At 58.5% G+C, this 18901-nt stretch carries 24 protein-coding genes; 18 read left to right on the top strand and 6 right to left on the bottom strand.

Going from position 1 to position 18901, the window contains the following annotated elements:
* Positions 1 to 10: 10 nt before the first annotated feature.
* The gene (locus LC343_RS07945; RefSeq protein WP_338018573.1) at positions 11 to 379 is read left to right on the top strand and encodes a hypothetical protein; all 369 of its coding nucleotides are present in this window, start codon (positions 11 to 13) and stop codon (positions 377 to 379) included.
* A gap of 210 nt (positions 380 to 589) precedes the next feature.
* Here the strand turns inward: LC343_RS07945 and LC343_RS07940 are convergent, their stop codons facing one another.
* Both LC343_RS07940 and LC343_RS07935 read right to left on the bottom strand, forming a co-directional pair.
* A complete protein-coding gene (locus tag LC343_RS07940) occupies positions 590 to 1093 on the bottom strand; it encodes a hypothetical protein (RefSeq protein WP_223476568.1) in 504 nt (167 codons plus the stop codon).
* Between the two features lie 169 nt (positions 1094 to 1262).
* Positions 1263 to 1751 (bottom strand): hypothetical protein, encoded by a 489-nt coding sequence (locus LC343_RS07935; protein ID WP_223476567.1) that lies wholly within the window; start codon positions 1749 to 1751, stop codon positions 1263 to 1265.
* A gap of 1021 nt (positions 1752 to 2772) precedes the next feature.
* Between LC343_RS07935 and LC343_RS07930 the strand changes: the two genes are divergently transcribed.
* The 14 genes from LC343_RS07930 (at position 2773) to LC343_RS07865 (ending at position 13992) form a co-directional block, all read left to right on the top strand.
* The gene (locus tag LC343_RS07930) at positions 2773 to 3414 is read left to right on the top strand and encodes an SOS response-associated peptidase (protein WP_223476566.1); all 642 of its coding nucleotides are present in this window, start codon (positions 2773 to 2775) and stop codon (positions 3412 to 3414) included.
* Positions 3415 to 3642: 228 nt separating this feature from the next.
* On the top strand, positions 3643 to 4764 hold the full coding sequence (nirK, locus tag LC343_RS07925; RefSeq protein WP_223476565.1) for a copper-containing nitrite reductase: 1122 nt from the start codon (positions 3643 to 3645) through the stop codon (positions 4762 to 4764).
* 64 nt (positions 4765 to 4828) lie between these two features.
* Positions 4829 to 5710, top strand: a complete 882-nt coding sequence (locus tag LC343_RS07920; protein ID WP_223476564.1) for an SUMF1/EgtB/PvdO family nonheme iron enzyme — start codon at positions 4829 to 4831, stop codon at positions 5708 to 5710.
* Positions 5707 to 6132, top strand: a complete 426-nt coding sequence (locus LC343_RS07915) for a hypothetical protein (protein ID WP_223476563.1) — start codon at positions 5707 to 5709, stop codon at positions 6130 to 6132. The genes LC343_RS07920 and LC343_RS07915 overlap by 4 nt, the downstream gene beginning before the upstream one ends.
* The gene (locus LC343_RS07910) at positions 6129 to 7358 is read left to right on the top strand and encodes an NnrS family protein (protein WP_223476562.1); all 1230 of its coding nucleotides are present in this window, start codon (positions 6129 to 6131) and stop codon (positions 7356 to 7358) included. Before LC343_RS07915 ends, LC343_RS07910 begins: the two co-directional genes overlap by 4 nt.
* A gap of 142 nt (positions 7359 to 7500) precedes the next feature.
* Positions 7501 to 7914 (top strand): group III truncated hemoglobin, encoded by a 414-nt coding sequence (locus LC343_RS07905; protein ID WP_425419757.1) that lies wholly within the window; start codon positions 7501 to 7503, stop codon positions 7912 to 7914.
* On the top strand, positions 7911 to 8402 hold the full coding sequence (locus LC343_RS07900; RefSeq protein ID WP_223476560.1) for an RrF2 family transcriptional regulator: 492 nt from the start codon (positions 7911 to 7913) through the stop codon (positions 8400 to 8402). The genes LC343_RS07905 and LC343_RS07900 overlap by 4 nt, the downstream gene beginning before the upstream one ends.
* 48 nt (positions 8403 to 8450) lie before the next feature.
* Positions 8451 to 9050 carry a 5-formyltetrahydrofolate cyclo-ligase gene (locus tag LC343_RS07895; RefSeq protein ID WP_223476741.1) on the top strand — a complete coding sequence of 200 codons (600 nt, stop codon included), beginning with the start codon at positions 8451 to 8453 and terminating at the stop codon, positions 9048 to 9050.
* A 306-nt stretch (positions 9051 to 9356) separates the two neighbouring features.
* Positions 9357 to 9557 (top strand): periplasmic nitrate reductase, NapE protein, encoded by a 201-nt coding sequence (gene napE / locus LC343_RS07890; protein WP_223476559.1) that lies wholly within the window; start codon positions 9357 to 9359, stop codon positions 9555 to 9557.
* 2 nt (positions 9558 to 9559) lie between these two features.
* Entirely contained in the window at positions 9560 to 10075 is a 516-nt protein-coding gene (napF, locus tag LC343_RS07885) for a ferredoxin-type protein NapF (protein ID WP_223476740.1), read from the top strand.
* Entirely contained in the window at positions 10068 to 10352 is a 285-nt protein-coding gene (locus LC343_RS07880; protein WP_223476558.1) for a chaperone NapD, read from the top strand. Before napF ends, LC343_RS07880 begins: the two co-directional genes overlap by 8 nt.
* Positions 10327 to 12831, top strand: a complete 2505-nt coding sequence (gene napA / locus LC343_RS07875; RefSeq protein WP_223476557.1) for a periplasmic nitrate reductase subunit alpha — start codon at positions 10327 to 10329, stop codon at positions 12829 to 12831. Before LC343_RS07880 ends, napA begins: the two co-directional genes overlap by 26 nt.
* Positions 12801 to 13292: a nitrate reductase cytochrome c-type subunit gene (locus LC343_RS07870; RefSeq protein WP_428982514.1), complete on the top strand. Its 492-nt coding sequence runs from the start codon at positions 12801 to 12803 to the stop codon at positions 13290 to 13292. Before napA ends, LC343_RS07870 begins: the two co-directional genes overlap by 31 nt.
* A 4-nt stretch (positions 13293 to 13296) precedes the next feature.
* Positions 13297 to 13992, top strand: coding sequence for a cytochrome c3 family protein (locus LC343_RS07865; RefSeq protein ID WP_223476555.1), 696 nt, complete (start codon positions 13297 to 13299; stop codon positions 13990 to 13992).
* 74 nt (positions 13993 to 14066) lie between these two features.
* Here the strand turns inward: LC343_RS07865 and LC343_RS07860 are convergent, their stop codons facing one another.
* Positions 14067 to 14510 (bottom strand): pseudoazurin, encoded by a 444-nt coding sequence (locus tag LC343_RS07860; RefSeq protein WP_223476554.1) that lies wholly within the window; start codon positions 14508 to 14510, stop codon positions 14067 to 14069.
* A 141-nt stretch (positions 14511 to 14651) separates the two neighbouring features.
* Between LC343_RS07860 and LC343_RS07855 the strand changes: the two genes are divergently transcribed.
* Positions 14652 to 15347 (top strand): Crp/Fnr family transcriptional regulator, encoded by a 696-nt coding sequence (locus LC343_RS07855; RefSeq protein WP_223476553.1) that lies wholly within the window; start codon positions 14652 to 14654, stop codon positions 15345 to 15347.
* 6 nt (positions 15348 to 15353) lie between these two features.
* On the opposite strand, the gene LC343_RS07850 is transcribed toward LC343_RS07855, so the two are convergent.
* A complete protein-coding gene (locus tag LC343_RS07850; RefSeq protein WP_274384747.1) occupies positions 15354 to 15533 on the bottom strand; it encodes a DUF1858 domain-containing protein in 180 nt (59 codons plus the stop codon).
* Positions 15534 to 15811: 278 nt separating this feature from the next.
* Between LC343_RS07850 and LC343_RS07845 the strand changes: the two genes are divergently transcribed.
* The gene (locus LC343_RS07845; RefSeq protein ID WP_223476551.1) at positions 15812 to 16291 is read left to right on the top strand and encodes a hypothetical protein; all 480 of its coding nucleotides are present in this window, start codon (positions 15812 to 15814) and stop codon (positions 16289 to 16291) included.
* 112 nt (positions 16292 to 16403) lie between these two features.
* Positions 16404 to 16883, top strand: a complete 480-nt coding sequence (locus LC343_RS07840) for a hypothetical protein (RefSeq protein WP_223476550.1) — start codon at positions 16404 to 16406, stop codon at positions 16881 to 16883.
* Between the two features lie 225 nt (positions 16884 to 17108).
* Here LC343_RS07840 and LC343_RS07835 read toward each other — a convergent pair whose 3' ends face one another.
* Positions 17109 to 18128 (bottom strand): nucleotidyltransferase family protein, encoded by a 1020-nt coding sequence (locus LC343_RS07835; RefSeq protein WP_223476549.1) that lies wholly within the window; start codon positions 18126 to 18128, stop codon positions 17109 to 17111.
* Between the two features lie 303 nt (positions 18129 to 18431).
* Positions 18432 to 18842 (bottom strand): XRE family transcriptional regulator, encoded by a 411-nt coding sequence (locus tag LC343_RS07830; RefSeq protein WP_223476548.1) that lies wholly within the window; start codon positions 18840 to 18842, stop codon positions 18432 to 18434.
* Positions 18843 to 18901 lie beyond the last annotated feature (59 nt).

Below are 18901 nucleotides of genomic sequence, written 5' to 3'. Positions count from 1 at the left end.
GATCGCGCGGGTGATCTTTCCGGCGGGCGTCTACCGCCAGGACCGGGACGGCAACGATATCACCTACGAGGAACTCCGCTGGTCGCGTCTGAAGAACGCGGATCCGCAGCGCATTTTCCTGCTAGTGTCCGAATTCGTCTTCCCCTTCCTGCGCGAAATGGCCGAGGAGGGCACGGCTCACTCGGAACACATGAAAGGTGCCCGATTCACCATCCCGACGCCGGGCCTGACCGAGAAGGGCGTGATGGATCCGAGTCTGCTCTACGAGAGCCCGTTCATCGACGTCGCACCCGAGGGTCCGCAGCAGGTGTTTGCCATGGAGAAGGCGAGGAGACTGGTCGAGGTAATCGAGGGCTTGAACGAGAGCGCTGTTGGTTGACAGTCCATGTCTCCTGCTCGGCCTTGCGGCCTCGCCTGCGCGCTTCGCTTGCCGGCCGCCTTCGGCGTCCGACTTTCCCTGGTCTCTGATGCTGGTTGCTTCAGGTAATAGGTCACCATCGCGGCCGTTTTCTTCACGGTCACGATGGCATGCTTTCATCAGGGAAGCCGTTGATCCCGTAGCGTGGCAGACGGGCTTGGACTGTTACCCTTATGGGGCAGAAAATCGCCGGAACTCGTCCGGCGTCAGAAAGTGCTCATATTGTATCGCACCGGCCAGTTCCTTGGCAACATATTCATTGACGGTCTTGTAGGTGCCGGCGCGGATTTCCTGAACGTCGACCGTCCCGGACGGCATGACAGCCCCCCACGCGTCCCTAACGGCGAGCGGGAGCTTCTTGTAGTCCCTGCTGCCGTCCGAGCCCCACCTCCCGACGACCCGCAAGAGCAGGTGCCAATGCGGATTGCTGTTCGGCTTCTCCAAGAAGGCGAAATACCAGAGAAGCTCGTCGGCGTGCTTGCGCCATTTGGGACCGTAGAGTTCCCGGTTCACCCTGGCATCCCATGCCCGGAGACGAGACCGGAGGACCTCAGGCGAAAGCGTATTGTCGTGGGTCGTCAGGGTGACAATGTGGGTGAACCGGAAAGCCGTGCTCAACCATTTGTGCATCTCGTCGCGCTGACGCTGTGAAGGCAAGAGACCGATGTGGTTCATGTGCTACTCGTTGATTATGCCGCCAAATCTCATTGGCCGGCGAGTGCGAAGTGTATGTTTGTGTGAAAGCGGCCAGGAGACTCGCTGGCGAGCACCGTGATGTCGGGACGATGAAGCCCTCATCCCGAACCTCGGAGCGCGTCAGCGATTCGCTACGGTCGAAACAGCACTATGCTGCTTCGACAAGCTCCTCGATGTAATCCTCCGGGTAGGTCTCGGCACTGTCGAGCACCAGTTCCTCGATCGCATCCAGCTGGGCGTTCTTCACCTTGATGTAGTCAGGCACATTGGGCTGCATCGGTTCCTCGTTGGCTTCGACCGTCGGTTCCTCCATCGCCTGTGGAGCTTCAACCGTCTCGGCATCCTCAACTGCCTGCCCGATCCCCGCTTCCTGGGGCGCTCCAGCGCCGGAGGATTTCACGACCTGGACGATATGGGCAATCTGGGCGTCGATCTGCTCGCGCTGCTCCCGCTTGTCATCGGCAAGGCGAAGAATGCGCATGGCGGACTTGATGGCGTCGGCAGCGATCTTCCCATGGGTCGCGCGGATATTGGCGTAGAACACGCGCTTGGCGTCTTGCTCGATGCTGATACGGTCTTCAATCTCGCCCAGGCTCGCGGCCCAGGTGCGGTAGTCGTCGTCGGTTGCAGTCTTCATAATGGCTCCTGAATTGGGTTCGCCGGCCGCTCTTGGTCGGCGTAATTTGCGCTATAGCGTTCTGCCGGCCGGGAAGCAGAAATTGGACGACGAAATATTTCGCACTCGTTCCCTAGCGGCCCTCTTGAAATCGGTATTGGTCATCTCCACGCGTAGGCGCACGTGCGGGAGAGCCGGATTGTGCCGACAGTCGAAGCAGGCAGCGTTGCACAGAGGTGGACATCGAATGCCGAGGTTGCGCCATACAAAGCAGCGGCGCTCGGTGTTCAGGCTACAGGGAAGCCCGTTTCTGATGTGAGCGTCTACAGGACTGCTCGGCGTCCGCAGATCTACCAGGTCTCGATCGCGGTCCGCCGCGGCAGTGTCAATCACAAGATCGTGGGTTAGGGTCTGCCCTCGCCAATCACCCACAAGGCCGCTGCGATAGCTATTGTCCCTTGGCGCAGAAGGGCTCCCGGATACAGACAGCGCCCAACGAACAGTATGCTCTCGAAAACCGGAAATGACTATTTCGGGATTTGGCGCCTGAACGGCTGCTCGGTCGGGACGGACTTCACCGTCGGCCAGCGGGAGAGTATCCACAAGCCTGCGCGATGAAGTTTACATCCGGAGAAATTTTCTGTTTTTGCGGCGTTTCGTCAATTTGATGGAAACTCCCGTCAACTTTCTCCTTATTTCGCATAAGGAGATCGGCTCCCGACAACGCTTGAGGTAAAGCTCTGAAAGGCCCTTAAGCCGGTGTCCTGGCCGCGAAAGTTTACCAAATGACAACCTCTCGCCATGCGGTGGGCAATGTCCTTAGCACCCCACAATCACAGGTGGACCCAAATCAGGAATCTCGGTGGCGCCGGAAGGCATCCCCTTCGAGCATCGCGAATTTTCCTAGGACTTCGTTTCGACGGATCCCATTGCGGATTGGATCGCCTCGGTTCCTAGGGTTCCCGTCAGCCCCTTCTCGATCGACGTTGGGGGACGTTCTCGATGATTGTGTGGTCATCCGCGTGCGTCGTAAGCTGTGCTGATGTGCAACCACTACAATATCACCAAGGGTCCATCGGCTATCCTCGAATTCACACGAGCGATGCGGAACAACGCCGGCAACCTGGAGCCAGGCAAGATCTACCCGGATTACCAGGCTCCGATTGTTCGCGTGTCACCAGATGGCGAACGTGAATTGGTGCGCGCCCGCTGGGGTATGCCGACGCCACCGAAATTCATCAAAGGGAAAGCGGACGCCGGCGTGACCAACGTCCGCAATGTGGCGTCACCACACTGGAGACGATGGCTTGACGTCGAAAGTCGATGTGTCGTTCCGGCGACCGAGTTTTCGGAATATGGAAAGAAGCGTGATCCCGAGACCAAGCGTCTCCCGCTTCATTGGTTCGCTCTCTCGGAAGAACGTCCGCTGTTCGCATTTGCTGGTGTCTGGACACGATGGACGTCAGTCCGAAAGGTCAAGGAAGGCGAGGTCGAAGCCGATATCTTCGCCTTTCTCACTTGCGAACCTAACGATCTCGTCGCTTCCGTTCACCCGAAGGCAATGCCAGTCATCCTGGCGGAGCCGGAAGAAGTCGAAGTGTGGCTTCGGGCGCCGTGGGATGAGGCGAAGGAACTACAGCGACCTCTGCCTGATGACCGGCTGGTCGAAGTGACGGCGCTGTGACGCCGTAACTGATCCCCTGCGGATTATCCTGTTCTGGCCGCGGCAAGGGCGGACCGTATCTCGGTCGTCACCCGGAAGCATGAGCTCCTCCGGCCCCGCCAAATTCGACTTCCGTCGGGCAATGAAGCGATGCAGTTCCGTCTCCCAGTTTGTGCAAGCACAAAGAAGGCCCGGAGCGGCTCCGCTAATTTCTGGTCATTCAAACAAAGGATGACAAGGAGAACGGAGATGTTCACGAGAAGACAAGCCCTGATGACCGCCGGCGTCGCAAGCGTCGCCGCTGCGGTCGCTTCGATACCTGCCGCCGCTGCTGCCAAGGAAGCCGTCGCGCCGGCCGATATTTCCAGACTGCCGCGGCAGAAAGTGACGCTCGTTGCGCCGCCTTATGTCCATGCGCACGACCAGGTGGCCAAGGGCGGCCCGAAGGTCGTCGAGTTCACCATGAAGATCGAGGAAAAGCCGGTCGTCATCGACGAAGAGGGCACCACCCTCCAGGCGATGACCTTCAACGGCTCCATCCCCGGCCCGCTGATGGTCGTCCACGAAGACGACTACGTGGAACTGACCCTGATCAACCCTGAGTCCAACTCGATGCCGCACAATATCGACTTCCATGCGTCGACGGGCGGCTTGGGCGGCGGTGCGCTGACACTGATCAATCCGGGTGAGCAAACGAAGCTTCGCTTCAAGGCGACCAGGGCAGGGACCTTTGTCTACCACTGTGCGCCCGGCGGCCCGATGATCCCGTGGCATGTCGTGTCAGGCATGAGTGGCGCGATCATGGTTCTTCCGCGCGAAGGCTTGAAGGACGAGAAGGGCGAGCCGGTTCGCTACGACAAGGTCGTCTATATCGGCGAGAACGATTTCTACATCCCGCGCGATGAAGACGGCAACTTCAAGAGCTATGACTCGCCGGCCGAATCCTACGCCGACACGGTGGAGGTCATGCGGGGCCTGGTTCCGACCCACGTCGTGTTCAACGGCGCCAAGGGAGCGCTGACCGGCGACAACGCCCTGAAGGCAAAGGTCGGTGAGACGGTTCTGATTGTCCACTCGCAGGCGAACCGTGACACCCGCCCGCACCTCATCGGCGGCCATGGCGACCATGTTTGGGAACTCGGCAAGTTCGACAATCCGCCGGCCAAGGACCTCGAGACCTGGTTCATCCGCGGCGGTTCGGCAGGAGCGGCGACATATACCTTCCTGCAGCCAGGCATCTACGCCTATGTGAACCACAACCTCATCGAGGCGGTCGAACTGGGAGCCACTGCACACTTCGTGGTCGAAGGCGACTGGAACGACGACCTGATGATGCAGGTCCAGGCCCCGTCACCGATCGCCACCAACTGATCAACGTCGTCTGAACATGCGGCCCGGCACATCCTGCCGGGCCGTCAGCCTTCAGGAGATCGACATGTCATTCAGCTATACATGGATCGAAGCGGTCGCTGCTGCATCGGTCAGTGTCGTTACGGCATTCACAGGGATTGCCTGGTGGAATGCGCCGCAGATGAGCACGACATTCGAGACCGTTCTTGTTTCGCCCGGCGCGTTCGACTTCGAACCCACCGGCGAATTCGTTGCGAACGGTGCCGAAATCGATCCCGGCGACCGGCCCGTGGTGTTTCGCCGACCTATCGAGATCATGAAATTCCAGGTCACCCTCGGTGACTATCAGCGCTGCGTGTCTGCTGGACAATGCGAGGCGCCCAACACCCGGTATGCCGATACCGAAGCGCCTGTTGTTGGCATCAGTTACCTCGATGCGGAAGCCTACGCAGACTGGTATTCGGACCTTACGGGAGAGGGGTGGCGACTTCCGGCGCCCGAGGAATGGGCGTTTGTTGCGGCCGAGCGCTTTGCGGGCGAGGTCTTCACCCGTGGCCAGGATCCGTCCAACCCTGCGATTGCCTGGATCCGTCGCTACGAGGAGCAGATTCTCCTCGATCGCGAACCAGATCCGGTTATCCATCCGGCCGGCCACTTCGGACCGAACAGCAATGGCGTCGCCGACCTCGGCGGAAATGTCTGGGAATGGACCTCCGGCTGCTACACCCGGATCGAGCAGGATAGTGACGGCAATTCCGTGGGAGCCCCCTACCAGAACTGCGGCATCCGCATCGCCGAGGGTGTGCACCGGGCCTACATGTCGAACTTCATCCGCAACGGCAAAAGTGGCGGATGTGCCGTCGGAACGCCACCGGATCATCTCGGCTTTCGGCTTGTGAAGGATGCCGGGTTCGCTTCCGGTCTCGCCAGGCTTGGACAGACAGTCACGAAATACCTGTCGCATTGACGATCATCAGGCAAATTTCAGGAGCAGGAAATATGCGCCATACCACGCGCAGAAGGGCCCGTCAGACGGGGGGCGGCGTTGACATTCGGGAAAGCTCGATCGTCGATCGATTGCGTCAGGGACTCACCGAGGCAGGGTTGGACTGCCATTGCAGTGACAGGGCCGAGCGTATTTTCGATCAGGTCGAAGAGATAAGGCGTGCCGGCGCGCTTGAGGAAGCCCGGCGGATGCGCGACTCGATCGCGATCATCATGGTTCTGCTCACCGAACTGGACGAGTTGACCGTGAATGAAGCCGATTACTCCGCCTTTAACGAAATCGCGGATCTCTTCGAAGACCTCGTCGACCATGCGAGCCGGGGAGCCGTGCTCGCCCGCCTCCTCGCCACCGGCCGCCGCAATCCTGAAGGAGCGCTGCAGTGACCAGCACCGATCACGATCTTGCACGACAGAAGGGTGACCGCTCGGTGCTCCGTCGGCAGCGCGCCGAGGGTCGGGACGGCCGCGGACGAGTCGCCGCCATGCCGCCTGTTCTGCAGTATGGATTTCGCCCCTTCTTCCTGCTCGCCGCGTTGCAGGCCGGCGTCATGATTCCGGCCTGGTTGGTTCTCTTCCACACGGTCCCGGTCTCCTGGCATGCACACGAGATGGTCTTCGGCTATCTGGGTGCGGTCATCGCGGGCTTCATTCTGACTGCAGTTCCGAACTGGACGGGTAGGCTGCCGCTCAGTGGATGGCCGCTTGCCGGTCTCATCGCACTATGGCTGGCCGGTCGCGTTGCCTGCAATGTCGCTGACCCGTCGGCGCTCGTGATGGCAATCGACCTGGCATTTCCTGTCGCTCTCGCCGGCGCCATATGGCGTGAGGTGATCGCCGGTCGCAACTGGCGCAACGCGCCCGTAGCCGGGATGCTGACGCTCTTCACAATCGCCAACGGCCTACACCATCTGGAGAATATCGGCCTCGCCTTGGACGGTCTCGGGATAAGGCTCGGCCTCGGCACGGTCGCGATGCTGATCGCTTTGATCGGCGGACGTATCGTTCCGAGTTTTACGCGAAATTGGTTGGTCAAGCAGGGTGGGCAGATACTCCCGGCCTCTTTCGGGTTCTTCGACAAGGCGGCGCTCGCGGCGACTGCTTTGGCCCTTATAGCCTGGATAGCCGTTCCTAACCGCATCGTTACGGGAATCCTGCTGGCCGTATCCGGCGTTCTCCTTCTGGTCAGGATGCTGCGTTGGCAGGGTTTCCGCACTTTGGGAGAGCCGATCGTCGCGATCCTGCATGCCGGCTATTTCTGGCTCGGGATCGCGCTGACGCTTCTTGGCGCGAGCATCCTCACAGCGGGCTACTTGCCAAGCAGCGCCGCCCTGCATGCTCTAACGGCAGGTGCGATTGGGACCATGACGCTGGCGGTTATGACCAGGGCGACCCTTGGTCACACTGGACGGACTATCGAGGCTGACGGGTGGACAGTCGCGATCTATGTCCTTGTCACCATCGGCGCGCTTTTCCGCGTGGCGGCTCCTTTGCTGCCGCTCCAGTATCTTCCGCTGCTCATGGCTGGAGGCGGATTCTGGAGCGCGGCATTCCTGGTCTTTACCGGGCGCTATGGACCCTTCCTGTGGCAGTCTCGCTTGCGCACCGCGTAAGACCAGACAATGCGATGGCAGTGCGGACGGGATTTGGCTCTCGGCATTGCGTTTGCGGGAAGGTGCGCTTAAAGTGGCATTCTCAATGCCACTTTAATGAGGTCACGGGATGGGACATTCCCGAACTGCGGGTTCCACCCCATTGGAAGAACATCCTCTGGATCGCGAGGGTGTCGACAGGGCGTTCATCGGACGCCTCGTCAGGGAATTTTATCTGCGGGTCCGGCAAGACGGTCGGCTTGGTCCGATCTTCGCTCGCGAAATCACCGGCGATTGGGAGCCTCATCTTGAGAAGATGACGGATTTCTGGTGCTCGGTAATTCTGAAGACGCGAAGCTATCAGGGCCGCCCGGTGCCCGCGCACGTCAAATTGAAGGGCGTGACGGAAGGCGATTTCGACATCTGGCTTTCGATATTTGCCGATACGGCAGGTGATCTCTGTGACCCGGACACAGCCAGAGTCTTTATTGAACGAGCCGAGAGGATCGCGCAGAGCCTCAAGCTTGCGATGTTCTTTCGGCTGCCTGCAGCATACAGCGGGTCAGTGCCGGCATGAGAATGACTCTTCATACCGACTATGCGCTTCGCATGCTGATCTTCCTGGCGGTCCGCAACGGCAGGCCGTGCACCGTCAATGACGTCGCGATCGCCTATGGCCTGTCCCGCAATCATCTTATCAAGGTGGCGCAAGGTCTTTCGCAACTCGGCTTGGTGGAGACACTGCGCGGGCGCGCGGGTGGGATAAGGCTCGCGAGACCTCCCGAAGAGATCAATGTCGGGTTCGTCGTTCGGGCGATGGAGGACGACAAGGCCCTGGTCGAGTGTCTGAAAGCCGATGGCGGCGCCTGTGCGATTACGTCGTCATGCCGTCTTACCGGCGTCGTCCGGGAGGCGCTCGCCGCCTACCTCTCCGTATTCGACAGGTATCACTTACGCGACCTCGTCAGAAACCGCGAGGCGCTGGCGGCGCTGCTTGGCATCGCAAGTCCGCCTGAAAGCGACCTGGTGGGGCAGCCCGGCGCCGCCGTGCATGAAGGAGGATGACACTTGGCAGACAACGACCATCCGCAATTCGCCTCGCCGCCCTGCTTTATGCATGAACTCGATCCCCTGTTTCGCGCCGAGAAGGAAGACGTGCAGACCTCTCAGGATGTCGGCCGTTGGCGAAAGGCGCAGCGTGCACGGCTTATTGCCGAACGGCTGGAGATCCCCGCGGATGAGCGGGCCCGTCTCTCTGCGCTGATCGCAGGCCGTTTGGACCAGGAGATCGGCGATCCGGACAGGCGCATTGTCTCTCTCTACTGGCCGTTTCGAGGAGAGCCTGACCTGCGCCCTTGGATGCAACGCGTGATCGACCGGGGCGGACGGATCGCACTTCCTGTGGTCATAGCAAAAGGCGAACCCCTTGAATTCCGCCTCTGGTCGCCCGGAGAAAAGCTTGAGCGCGGGATCTGGAACATTCCCGTTCCCGCGGCCGGCGAACCGGTTGCGCCTGACATCGTGATTTCGCCTCTCGTCGGCGTTGATGCTGAACGTTATCGCCTCGGCTATGGCGGAGGCTTCTATGACCGGACGATTGACGCGATGGTGACAAAACCTCTCGTCATCGGCGTCGGTTACAAATGTGCACGCCTCGCGACAATCTATCCGCAGTGGCACGACGTGCCCATGGACCGATTGATTGTCGTCTAGGTAACCGCCGAGGCTCAATTCTGACATCTGGATTGCCGCGATTTTTCAAATGCTTCATCCAAATAAAGGGCTTAAGTAACATATGTTAAAATACGAATATATTCGGAGATTGGAGTTCTCAGAGATCTATATGGCAATCTAAATCATGAAATAAATGGAATGTTTTCATGGGTGATCGCGTTTCAAAGTTTTGATAATAGCCAGTTATATTTCTTGATCGCATGCCGTTAGAATATTTTTTCCCTTAATCTGGTTCAATTATGGGCGTGATTCTGGTTAAGTATTTGGAAGATGGAGGAGAAGACAATGGCCCCGGAGGACGGAGAAGCGGCCACCGTCTCGCGTGATACGAAATCGTTTCGCGCCGAAATGCTGACCTTCCTCGTGCTTGCCTTCGGCATCTGGCCGATTGTCGCGGTCGGAGTGGTTGGCGGATACGGTTTTCTGGTCTGGATGTGGCAGATAATCTTTGGCCCGCCAGGCCCACCCCCGGGAATAGGCCATTGATCATGGCGGAAGCGGCCCTCAGCAGACGCAGCTTCCTGACAGCGGGGCGAGGGTCCGTCCGCGAACCAAGTGATCTCGCGATCACCATCAGACCGCCTTGGGCAACGCAGGAAAGCCTGCAGGCCTGCACCTCATGTGGTGCGTGTGCCGATTCCTGTCCGACGGGTATTATTTCGATGGTAGAGGATCTTCCCTCAATCGATTTCAAATTCAGCGAATGCACCTTCTGCGGCGAATGTGCTGCGGCCTGTCCCGAGCCGGTCTTCGAGGAAGGCATCGCGGCCTTCAGTCACTCGGCCGATATATCCGAGTCGTGCCTGGTCCACTCAGGCGTTTCCTGCATGAGTTGTCGCGACGCTTGTGCGGAGGATGCGATCCGCTTCCGTCCCCGCATCGGCGGACCGTTCGTCCCGGAAGTTCTTGAAGATGCCTGCACCGGTTGCGGTGCATGCGTCGCCCCGTGCCCGGCAAACGCCATTGTCATGCGGATCGAGGCGCCGGAGCCGGTCAATGCCTGAGCATCGTAGTCACCACATATCGAGTGCAGTCGTATCGACGCTGCCCGGGCGTATCGATGAGGTGATCGAAGCCATAGATGCAATGCCAAACGCCGAAGTTCACGCCCACGAGAAAGGGAAGATCGTGGTCGTCATCGAGGGCGACGGCACTCGGGTTCTCGGCAATTGCCTTACGCAAATCGCTGCCCTTGAGGGCGTGATTACCGCCAACATGGTGTTCGAACAGATCGAGAAAATGGAGGTCCCAGCAGATGAAGGCCCAGCTGAAACGTCGTGATGTCCTAAAGGCGCATGCGGCGGCGGTGGCCGCTGCTACCGCCGGCATAAGTCTGCCGGCCACAGCGCAGCCCGTTCCAGGCGGTGTTGGCTCGTTAGAGATCAAGTGGTCGAAGGCACCCTGCCGTTTCTGCGGAACCGGGTGCGGTGTAATGGTTGGCGTCAAGGAAGGACAGGTCGTCGCAACGCATGGCGATATGCAAGCAGAGGTCAATCGCGGCCTGAACTGCGTGAAAGGCTATTTTCTCTCCAAGATCATGTATGGCGAAGACAGGCTGACGACGCCGCTACTGCGCAAGCGCGACGGTAAATACGCCAAGGACGGTGAATTTGAGCAGGTCTCCTGGGAGGAGGCGTTTGACGTGATGGCCGAGCAGGCCAAGCGCACCTTGCGCGACAAGGGCCCCACTCACGTAGGCATGTTCGGATCCGGTCAATGGACGATCTTCGAAGGCTACGCCGCTTCGAAGTTTATGCGTGCCGGGCTGCGTTCCAACAATCTGGATCCCAATGCCCGTCATTGCATGGCGTCGGCAGCGACCGCCTTTATCCGAACCTTCGGCATCGACGAGCCGATGGGTTGCTATGATGATTTCGAACACGCCGACGCCTTCGTTCTTTGGGGATCGAACATGGCGGAGATGCATCCGATCTTGTGGACCCGGCTCGCTGACCGCCGGCTCGGTCATCCGCATGTTCGTTGCGCCGTGTTATCGACCTTCACCCACAGGAGCATGGACCTCGCGGATATTCCGATCGTTTTCAAACCGGGCACTGACCTGGCGATCCTGAACTTCATCGCGAACTACATTATCGAGAACGGTCACGTGAACGAGGAGTTTGTTCGCGACCACGTGACCTTCATGAAAGGCGCGACAGATATCGGTTACGGACTCAGACCGGAACATCCGCTGCAACAGGCTGCAACCGCTGCCGATGCACCTGGCTTAATGGAGCCGGCGGACTTCGACACGTTCAAGGAGCTCGTCTCCGAATACACACTGGAAATGGTTTCAGAGCTGTCCGGTGTGGAGCCCGACTTTCTGATTGAACTGGCCGAGCTGTATGCTGATCCCGACATCAAGGTGATGTCGCTTTGGACGATGGGCTTCAACCAGCATGTCCGAGGCGTGTGGGCCAACCAGATGGCCTATAATATCCATCTGCTGACCGGCAAGATTTCCGAGCCTGGCAACAGCCCGTTCTCGCTCACCGGCCAGCCTTCCGCTTGCGGCACCGCTCGCGAGGTCGGGACCTTCGCCCACCGGTTACCGGCCGACATGGTGGTCACCAATCCGGAGCACAGGGCTCACGCCGAGGAGATCTGGCGACTGCCAACCGGGTTACTGCCGGAGAAACCCGGCTATCACGCTGTTGAGCAGGACCGGATGCTGCATGACGGCAAGCTCAATTTCTACTGGATCCAGGTCAACAACAACCTGCAGGCCGCACCAAACTCTGGTCAGGAGACATATCCCGGATACCGCAATCCCGAAAACTTCATCGTTGTCTCCGATGCCTATCCGACCGTGACAGCGATGGCAGCAGACCTGATCCTGCCGGCGGCGATGTGGGTGGAGAAGGAGGGAGCCTACGGCAATGCCGAGCGCAGAACCCACACCTGGCATCAGCTTGTCGATGCACCTGGAGGAGCCCGCTCTGATCTCTGGCAGATCATGGAGTTTTCGAAACGCTTCACGACAGACGAAGTCTGGCCGGAAGAGATCCTACAAGCCAACCCTGACTATCGCGGCAAGTCTCTCTATGAGGTTCTATTCCGGAACGGAAATGTCGACCGGTTCCCGGTTGATGAGATCGATCCGGAATACGCCAATCATGAGTCCGAGGATTTCGGGTTTTATGTCCAGAAGGGGCTGTTTGAGGAGTATGCCACCTTTGGACGTGGCCATGGACACGACCTCGCGCCTTATGACCGTTACCACAGGGAGCGCGGGCTGCGCTGGCCGGTCGTCAACGGAGAAGAGACGAAGTGGCGCTTTCGCGAGGGCTACGATCCCTATGTCAAGCCGGGCACCGGCGTGCAGTTCTACGGCAGGCCCGACGGTCGGGCGGTGGTCCTGGCAGTTCCTTATGAGCCGCCGGCCGAGTCGCCGGATGAAGAGTTCGACATATGGCTGGTCACCGGACGTGTGCTGGAGCACTGGCACTCAGGCTCCATGACCCTGCGCGTCCCGGAACTCTACAAGGCATTCCCCGGCGCCAAGGTGTTCATGAACGCCCGCGATGCACGAGCCAGGGGGCTCAATCAGGGTGCAGAGGTGCGAGTGATTTCGCGACGAGGGGAAATACGCTCCAGAATAGAGACACGCGGTCGCAACCGCATGCCCGACGGTGTCGTGTTCGTTCCCTGGTTCGACGCGAGCCAGTTGATCAATCGCGTCACGCTCGATGCCACCGATCCCATTTCCAAACAGACGGACTTCAAGAAATGCGCAGTCAAGATCGAACCCGTAGCATGATACTGCGGCGCCGCCTGGCCGTCGCATTAACCGCTTCTCTGGCCCTGACTGGCTCGGTCGCATTGGCACAGCAGGCGGCCGAACTCGTCGGACCGCCTGACCCTACCAAGACCGTGCCTGCCGAACCGCTGGAAGACTGGGTCATAGACGACATCCGCAAAATGCGCGCCTATCCGGAACAACCGCCGATCATCCCGCACTCGATCGAGGGTTACCAACTGACGGTCAACGCCAATCGCTGCATGACCTGCCACAAGCGGGAATTCACGCAAGGCTCGGGCGCGCCGATGATTTCCGTCACGCACTACATGAACCGTGACGGGCAGATGCTCGCAGATGTTTCGCCTCGGCGCTACTTCTGCACGGAGTGCCATGTGCCGCAGGCCGACGTTGAACCATTGGTCGGCAACACTTTCACCGACATGATCCACATCGGTTCCCAACCGACGGGAAGCGAGTGATGCCATGAGACGCATCAAGCGACTGGTTCTATGGATCTGGCACCTGATCTCGCGGCCGGCGGCGACGTTGAGCCTGGGGTTCCTGACACTCGGCGGATTTGTTGGCGGCGTGATCTTCTGGGGCGGGTTCAACACGGCGCTTGAGGTGACCAACACCGAGGCGTTCTGCATCTCGTGCCACGAAATGGAGAACAATGTCTTTGAGGAACTGGCCCGAACCGTGCACTTTTCCAATCGTTCCGGAGTGCGCGCGTCGTGTCCGGACTGCCACGTGCCGCATGACTGGACCGACAAGATTGCGCGCAAAATGCAAGCCTCAAAGGAGGTTTGGGGGCACCTCTTCGGGACGATCGACACACGGCGGAAGTTCCTCGACCACAGGCGCGAACTTGCAGAGCATGAGTGGGCGCGCCTCAAGGCGAACGACAGCCTCGAATGTCGCAACTGCCACTCAGAGGTTGCGATGGACTTCTCCAAGCAGACTCAACGCGCTTCCGAGATCCATACGCGTTATCTGATTAATGGCGAGGCGACCTGCATAGACTGCCACAAGGGCATAGCGCATGAACTCCCGAACATGGAAGGTGTTGATCCTGGCTGGAGGGTGCCACCGGAAATCCAGGGCAAAGAGCTTCCGCAGGCGGCTGTCTTCGACGAACTGGAGAAACGGGTTGCTTCCGCTCACGCGGAATTGCGCTAGTTCCGGATCCTGGTGCGTAAACTGAAAAGCCGGAGATCACTCCGGCCCTTCAGTCCAAGAAATGTCGATACTGGCTAATTCGAGGCGACCACTTGGCCGAATAATTCGCCGAACACCTTGCCGGCCTTGCCTGGATGTTTCACGGCGGCGGCCTGTTCGGTGTTGTTTCCTGCTCCGACTTTGATCAGCGCGACCATTCCCATGGCATAGTGCGGCATGCATTTCACGCCGTATACACCCTCATGGTCGACGGTCAGAACGATCTCCTCGTTGAACTTGCCCTTCAAGGGGCTAACCCCTTCGGGAAGCATGCCTTTGATGGTTTCCACGTTGTGGCCTTTGTCGGTCGGCACAAAGCGTATGGTGTCTCCGACCTCCGCTTTGACGAAGTCGGGCTGGAATACCATGACACCTTTCTCACCCTTGTTCAGCATCTCGACGGTATATTCCGCCGCGTTTGCGTCGCTGGCCATTGCCACGGCAGCGCCCAGGGCGAGTATTGCGATCATCCGTTTCATCGTTCTATCCTTTCAATCCTTGTGTTCACGGCGTGAACCGTTGTTAGGTCGAATAGTCTCTTTGCCGCGGGCCGTTTTTGTGCTGGCGCAAACAAAACGAGAAACGCGGTAGCCGCCGCACGAATTGTTGGACACGCACCGATGCTGGATCGCTCGCTGATTGCAGGACTGGCGCCTTTCAAGGACCTCAAGGACGAGAGCCTCGATCGAATCCTGAAAGAGGCGCGGTCTGCCCGTCATGCGAAGAACACGTCGGTCTTCGAGCAGGAGGAAGAAGCGACTGCCTTCTATCTGCTGCTATCAGGGCACATCCGGGTGGTTAGAACGGCACCCGATGGTCACCAGATTATCGCCCGCTACATCAACGAGGGAGAGCTGTTCGGGATCGCTATCGCGATGGGCAGAACCACATTCCCCGCCAGCGCGGTGGCGGCCGTCGACTGCGTTGTTTTGTCGTGGCCAAACCGCGAATGGGCAGAATTGCAGGCCACCGTGCCGGCATTCGGCGCGAGCGCCTACCAGACGATCGGTAGCCGCCTCCAAGATACCCAGGCGCGGGTCATGGAGATGTCGACAGCGCAAGTGGAGCAACGCATCGCCAACACACTGTTGAAGCTTGTGAAGCAGGCCGGCAGGAAAACAGAAAATGGCATCGAGATCGATTTCCCGATTACCAGGCAGGATATTGCCGAGATGACCGGCACCACCTTGCACACGGTCAGCCGCCTTCTCAGCGGTTGGGAGGACGAAGGGCTTGTCCGGGGAGGGCGGCAGAAAGTCACTGTCGTGAACCCCCATCAGCTTCTTCTTATCGCGGAAAACCGTCGTCCGAAGTAGGCGCGATTACACGGGAATTGCGGCGAGGAGCTCTCCCACGAATGCGTCCTCGTCGACGCCATGCTCTTCGCAGGCTTCTGTAACCGTATGATAGATGGCGATCGGGCAACCCACGCATAACATGCCATGACGGATCAGCACCGCGATCGTCTCCGGCCATTTGCGCATGATGTCATCCATGCACATGTCGGGATTAAGTCTATATGGTTCTCTCACAACAATCACCTCGCTCAGTCGGCAATGATGCCGGCTGGGAGGTCGATCTTCTTTGTCGGGGAACAAAGACTTAGCCGGATTTGGTCGGAGGAGGCGCAATGAGATCGGAGGCCTGGTTAGGCTTCCGAAGTAGATAGTGCGTCGCATTCCAGTTCACTCGGTCCCTAAGAGTTCGAGCGCGCCCAAGGTCCTTCCTTGACAAATGGTAACGGTTACTATATATAACGTTACCAGAAAAGGAAGCTATCATGGCTCTGTCAAATGCCGAGAAGCAGCGGCGCTATCGCGAACGCCAGAGGTTGAAAAAGGAAGCCCGGTCGGCCCGTCCAAGCGAGGACGACTTGAAGCCATTTCTGAAGACACCCTTCTCCGAGTTTCTCAAAGAACGGTCTTCGAACACCATGTTCCATGAGAACCTTCATTGGGTTGGAGTGGAAGTTGAGGGTGATCTGGAGAGCGATCATCCGAGTTTTGAAATGGCGGCCGAGTGGCCTGAGTGGGCTGGCGTCGATCCAAATTCATTGAATGTCGCGACCGGCATGGTGGGCGTGTTCATCGATGCTGCCAAGGAACTCTCGACGCTCATCAACACCTATAAGCTCCAAGAGATTGACCGTGCGATGTCAACGGCTTCGCCGGCCGACAAGGTGCGCCTTGGTTACTTGCGCAAGCAACTGACCAAACGCACCAGTCACTTTTTTCCAGTCATCGAAGCGAAGGAGGATTGAGAACACCAGAAAACAGAAGGCGCGACCAAGCTTCTAACCAAGGCCGCGCCTGGCATGAAATGCCGACTGCTAGATCAACAATTCAAGGCCCACTGGGCGGGAGCTAAATACCATGAGTGTCAGTTCAAATTCAATCGATCCTAATCGTCAGTATCTTCCGCATGAGGAGGTGAAGCCGTTCATCGAGAGCATGTTTTGGAACATCGAGGAACTGCAATCCTTCCAAGATGATGAAGAGTTGGAGAACGCGGATGATGTCGTTCTGACCCTTCAAGAAATCCAGAACTGGGCTTTTGGGGTCATCTATGACGCACGTGATGCCATTGAACGCATTCTTGATATGAATGGGTCTCGGGAAGGTGTGCGGCGTTGTGTGGATGATCTTATGGAGGAGAACAATGCCGTCACCCGGGAGGCGTTGAAAAAGGCACTTGGCCGTGTCGCAGCCTCGGACCAAAAGCTTCCCAAGGACGTTGCTTCTGGTCTGAAAGCACTCGGGTTGCCCAAGCGTTATGATCGTCGAGCTGTGAACACCTACGGCAGGGCATTTATTGCGTTCAGTCGTATCAAGTGGTCGGATGGGCAATCATGAAGCGGGTTTCTTCCATCCCACCGCTTGAACGTTCTCGCCTCGGTGCGTCCCGAGAGGGACTTGGCGGGTGAATTCGACTTGATCCGAGAGCATTTTGGTTTCTGAGAAAGAGCACAATCGCGCCGTTAGCGGCGCGATTGTGCCAACTCGGTTATGCTGGTTAACAAAACTCGAGCGTTTGGAGGCGGGGAGATTGCTGTGTGCACTTTTCTTTGGCCCCGTTAATCAAGCCAGATTCAAGAGCAGTTCTCTCGTGTCGGGCAGGCGTTTTAAGCTTGCCTCGATCCGCTCGCGCCATCGTGGACCTTGAGACAATGCAGTTTCGTATGCTTCGGCAAGCTCGTCCGGACGGTCCTCCGCAAGAACCGCGATAAGGAGCTCGGCCTGTGCACGATCTTTTCGCGCTTTCAACTGATCGGGCCCGCCTTTACGTCTGTCGGCAACGATCAGCTTGTGAATGGCAAATCGCTCAGGCCGTGGGATCTGGACCAGGACGCCGGATCGATAGAGCGCAACCGCATAGATCGGATCCGCGATCAGAAAGTTCAGGTAGTGGAGTGCTTGGGCGCTTACTCCCAACGCCGGTAACGGCTTGACGCTTTCATCGCCAAAAGCCGGGGTCAGGAACTCGACCATCGCTTCAGAGTGGCTTTGCCGCCATTTCCAAACCTGTTGATCGAACACTCCGGGAACCGGGTCGAATTTGAGAGATCTGAGTATCTCGTCGGGATTTTCCTCGACCTTATCTTCCAGGGCAACCGAGAGCCGTTGAAAGCTGGCGAAATCGATGTCGCCGGTCTGGGCCAGTTCCTCGTAATCCATGCGCACGCCGAGGTCGCCCTGGTATAGGCTGTAGGCCGTTGTCCCAACGAGTGTGCCGCCAAGCCGGAACACGCCTGCTCGGGAAAAGGCGAGAAGCAATGAACCTGTATCACGATCAGTCGTGATGAAGCCTTCGGCCCGAAGCGTCCTTGCAAGCCTGGTCATCCGTTTGCGCCGCTCGTCCGCTTCGGCCTTCAGGGCTTCCGCGCGTTCCAGGCGCGCGCGCAAGTCCGGTTTGTCTTCACCCAGATATCGGCTCACCATCTCGGTGCCGATCCGAAACTTCTCGTAGAGATAGATTCGTCCGTTGCGCCGGCGTTCCTCGATAGAGCCAACCAGGCCGGATGCTCTTTCATCAAGATGAAGACGCAGCAAATCCTGGTAGGCCACGACGGCGGGACGACTGTGAGCGACGATTTTCATATCTTCGCATTCCTCGTGATGTGTGCATCAAATTATTATTTGCTGCACATAATTACAAGTGTGCATCAAAAAAATTACTGATGCACACACTTCCAGGCAAACTGCCATCGGGATCTCTCGAGGCGGGTTGTGAATGCTCCAAGCCCGGGTTGAGAAGGAGCCTCAGCTTTTGCACCCGTTGAAGGGTCGGCGCGGGATCGCGTCCCTGAGAGCAAAGCCTGATGAATTCGATCCAGGCTCGCTCATTCTCGCTGAGATCGCAGCTGTTATCGGTCCGAGTATCGCTGTGCTTGAGCGTAGACGTCATTTGCCGAAGATCCCCCTGATCGCACCACGCGCCTTCATCGTAATCGAGGGATCGCTGTGGTCGGACGCCTTCCGGATCTCATCGAGCCACGCAACTTCATTGCGGGTGACGATCGTTCCGAAGATCTGATCGATTGCGGTCCCGGTCGTGTCACCACCCAACTGCTCGAGGGCGAGCTTGAACAGAAGCGCCGGGTCACACTCGAGCGCTTTCGCCAAGCCTGGCACACGATCCAGCGGAAGCTTGTTCGAGCCGTTCTTGAACATCGACAACATATTCGGCTGAACGAAGCCGGCCTCGATAGCGATCTGGAGTTGCGTCTTGCGCGGTTTCAGCTCCAGAATTCGCTTTTGAAGGAATGCTGCCAGGCGGGTGTCGGCATAGGGCCGACCTGCACGTTTTTTCATTTCACGCGGACTTTCTCGCTACAGCGATGCACGATTGCGTCGCTTGATTTTGATATAGC

This window comes from Oricola indica (assembly GCF_019966595.1).
Taxonomy (GTDB): Bacteria; Pseudomonadota; Alphaproteobacteria; order Rhizobiales; family Rhizobiaceae; genus Oricola; species Oricola indica.
This window is presented reverse-complemented; position numbering and strand designations above follow the sequence as displayed.

Excerpts from the sequence above, each read along its gene's own strand:
- LC343_RS07940 (WP_223476568.1), bottom strand. The coding sequence starts at position 1,093 with ATGAACCACATCGGTCTCTTGCCTTCACAGCGTCAGCGCGACGAGATG.
- LC343_RS07935 (WP_223476567.1), bottom strand. The coding sequence starts at position 1,751 with ATGAAGACTGCAACCGACGACGACTACCGCACCTGGGCCGCGAGCCTG.
- LC343_RS07930 (WP_223476566.1), top strand. The coding sequence starts at position 2,773 with ATGTGCAACCACTACAATATCACCAAGGGTCCATCGGCTATCCTCGAA.
- nirK (WP_223476565.1), top strand. The coding sequence starts at position 3,643 with ATGTTCACGAGAAGACAAGCCCTGATGACCGCCGGCGTCGCAAGCGTC.
- LC343_RS07920 (WP_223476564.1), top strand. The coding sequence starts at position 4,829 with ATGTCATTCAGCTATACATGGATCGAAGCGGTCGCTGCTGCATCGGTC.
- LC343_RS07900 (WP_223476560.1), top strand. The coding sequence starts at position 7,911 with ATGAGAATGACTCTTCATACCGACTATGCGCTTCGCATGCTGATCTTC.
- LC343_RS07895 (WP_223476741.1), top strand. The coding sequence starts at position 8,451 with ATGCATGAACTCGATCCCCTGTTTCGCGCCGAGAAGGAAGACGTGCAG.
- napE (WP_223476559.1), top strand. The coding sequence starts at position 9,357 with ATGGCCCCGGAGGACGGAGAAGCGGCCACCGTCTCGCGTGATACGAAA.
- napF (WP_223476740.1), top strand. The coding sequence starts at position 9,560 with ATGGCGGAAGCGGCCCTCAGCAGACGCAGCTTCCTGACAGCGGGGCGA.
- LC343_RS07880 (WP_223476558.1), top strand. The coding sequence starts at position 10,068 with ATGCCTGAGCATCGTAGTCACCACATATCGAGTGCAGTCGTATCGACG.
- napA (WP_223476557.1), top strand. The coding sequence starts at position 10,327 with ATGAAGGCCCAGCTGAAACGTCGTGATGTCCTAAAGGCGCATGCGGCG.
- LC343_RS07870 (WP_428982514.1), top strand. The coding sequence starts at position 12,801 with ATGCGCAGTCAAGATCGAACCCGTAGCATGATACTGCGGCGCCGCCTG.
- LC343_RS07865 (WP_223476555.1), top strand. The coding sequence starts at position 13,297 with ATGAGACGCATCAAGCGACTGGTTCTATGGATCTGGCACCTGATCTCG.
- LC343_RS07860 (WP_223476554.1), bottom strand. The coding sequence starts at position 14,510 with ATGAAACGGATGATCGCAATACTCGCCCTGGGCGCTGCCGTGGCAATG.
- LC343_RS07855 (WP_223476553.1), top strand. The coding sequence starts at position 14,652 with ATGCTGGATCGCTCGCTGATTGCAGGACTGGCGCCTTTCAAGGACCTC.
- LC343_RS07850 (WP_274384747.1), bottom strand. The coding sequence starts at position 15,533 with ATGTGCATGGATGACATCATGCGCAAATGGCCGGAGACGATCGCGGTG.
- LC343_RS07845 (WP_223476551.1), top strand. The coding sequence starts at position 15,812 with ATGGCTCTGTCAAATGCCGAGAAGCAGCGGCGCTATCGCGAACGCCAG.
- LC343_RS07840 (WP_223476550.1), top strand. The coding sequence starts at position 16,404 with ATGAGTGTCAGTTCAAATTCAATCGATCCTAATCGTCAGTATCTTCCG.
- LC343_RS07835 (WP_223476549.1), bottom strand. The coding sequence starts at position 18,128 with ATGAAAATCGTCGCTCACAGTCGTCCCGCCGTCGTGGCCTACCAGGAT.
- LC343_RS07830 (WP_223476548.1), bottom strand. The coding sequence starts at position 18,842 with ATGAAAAAACGTGCAGGTCGGCCCTATGCCGACACCCGCCTGGCAGCA.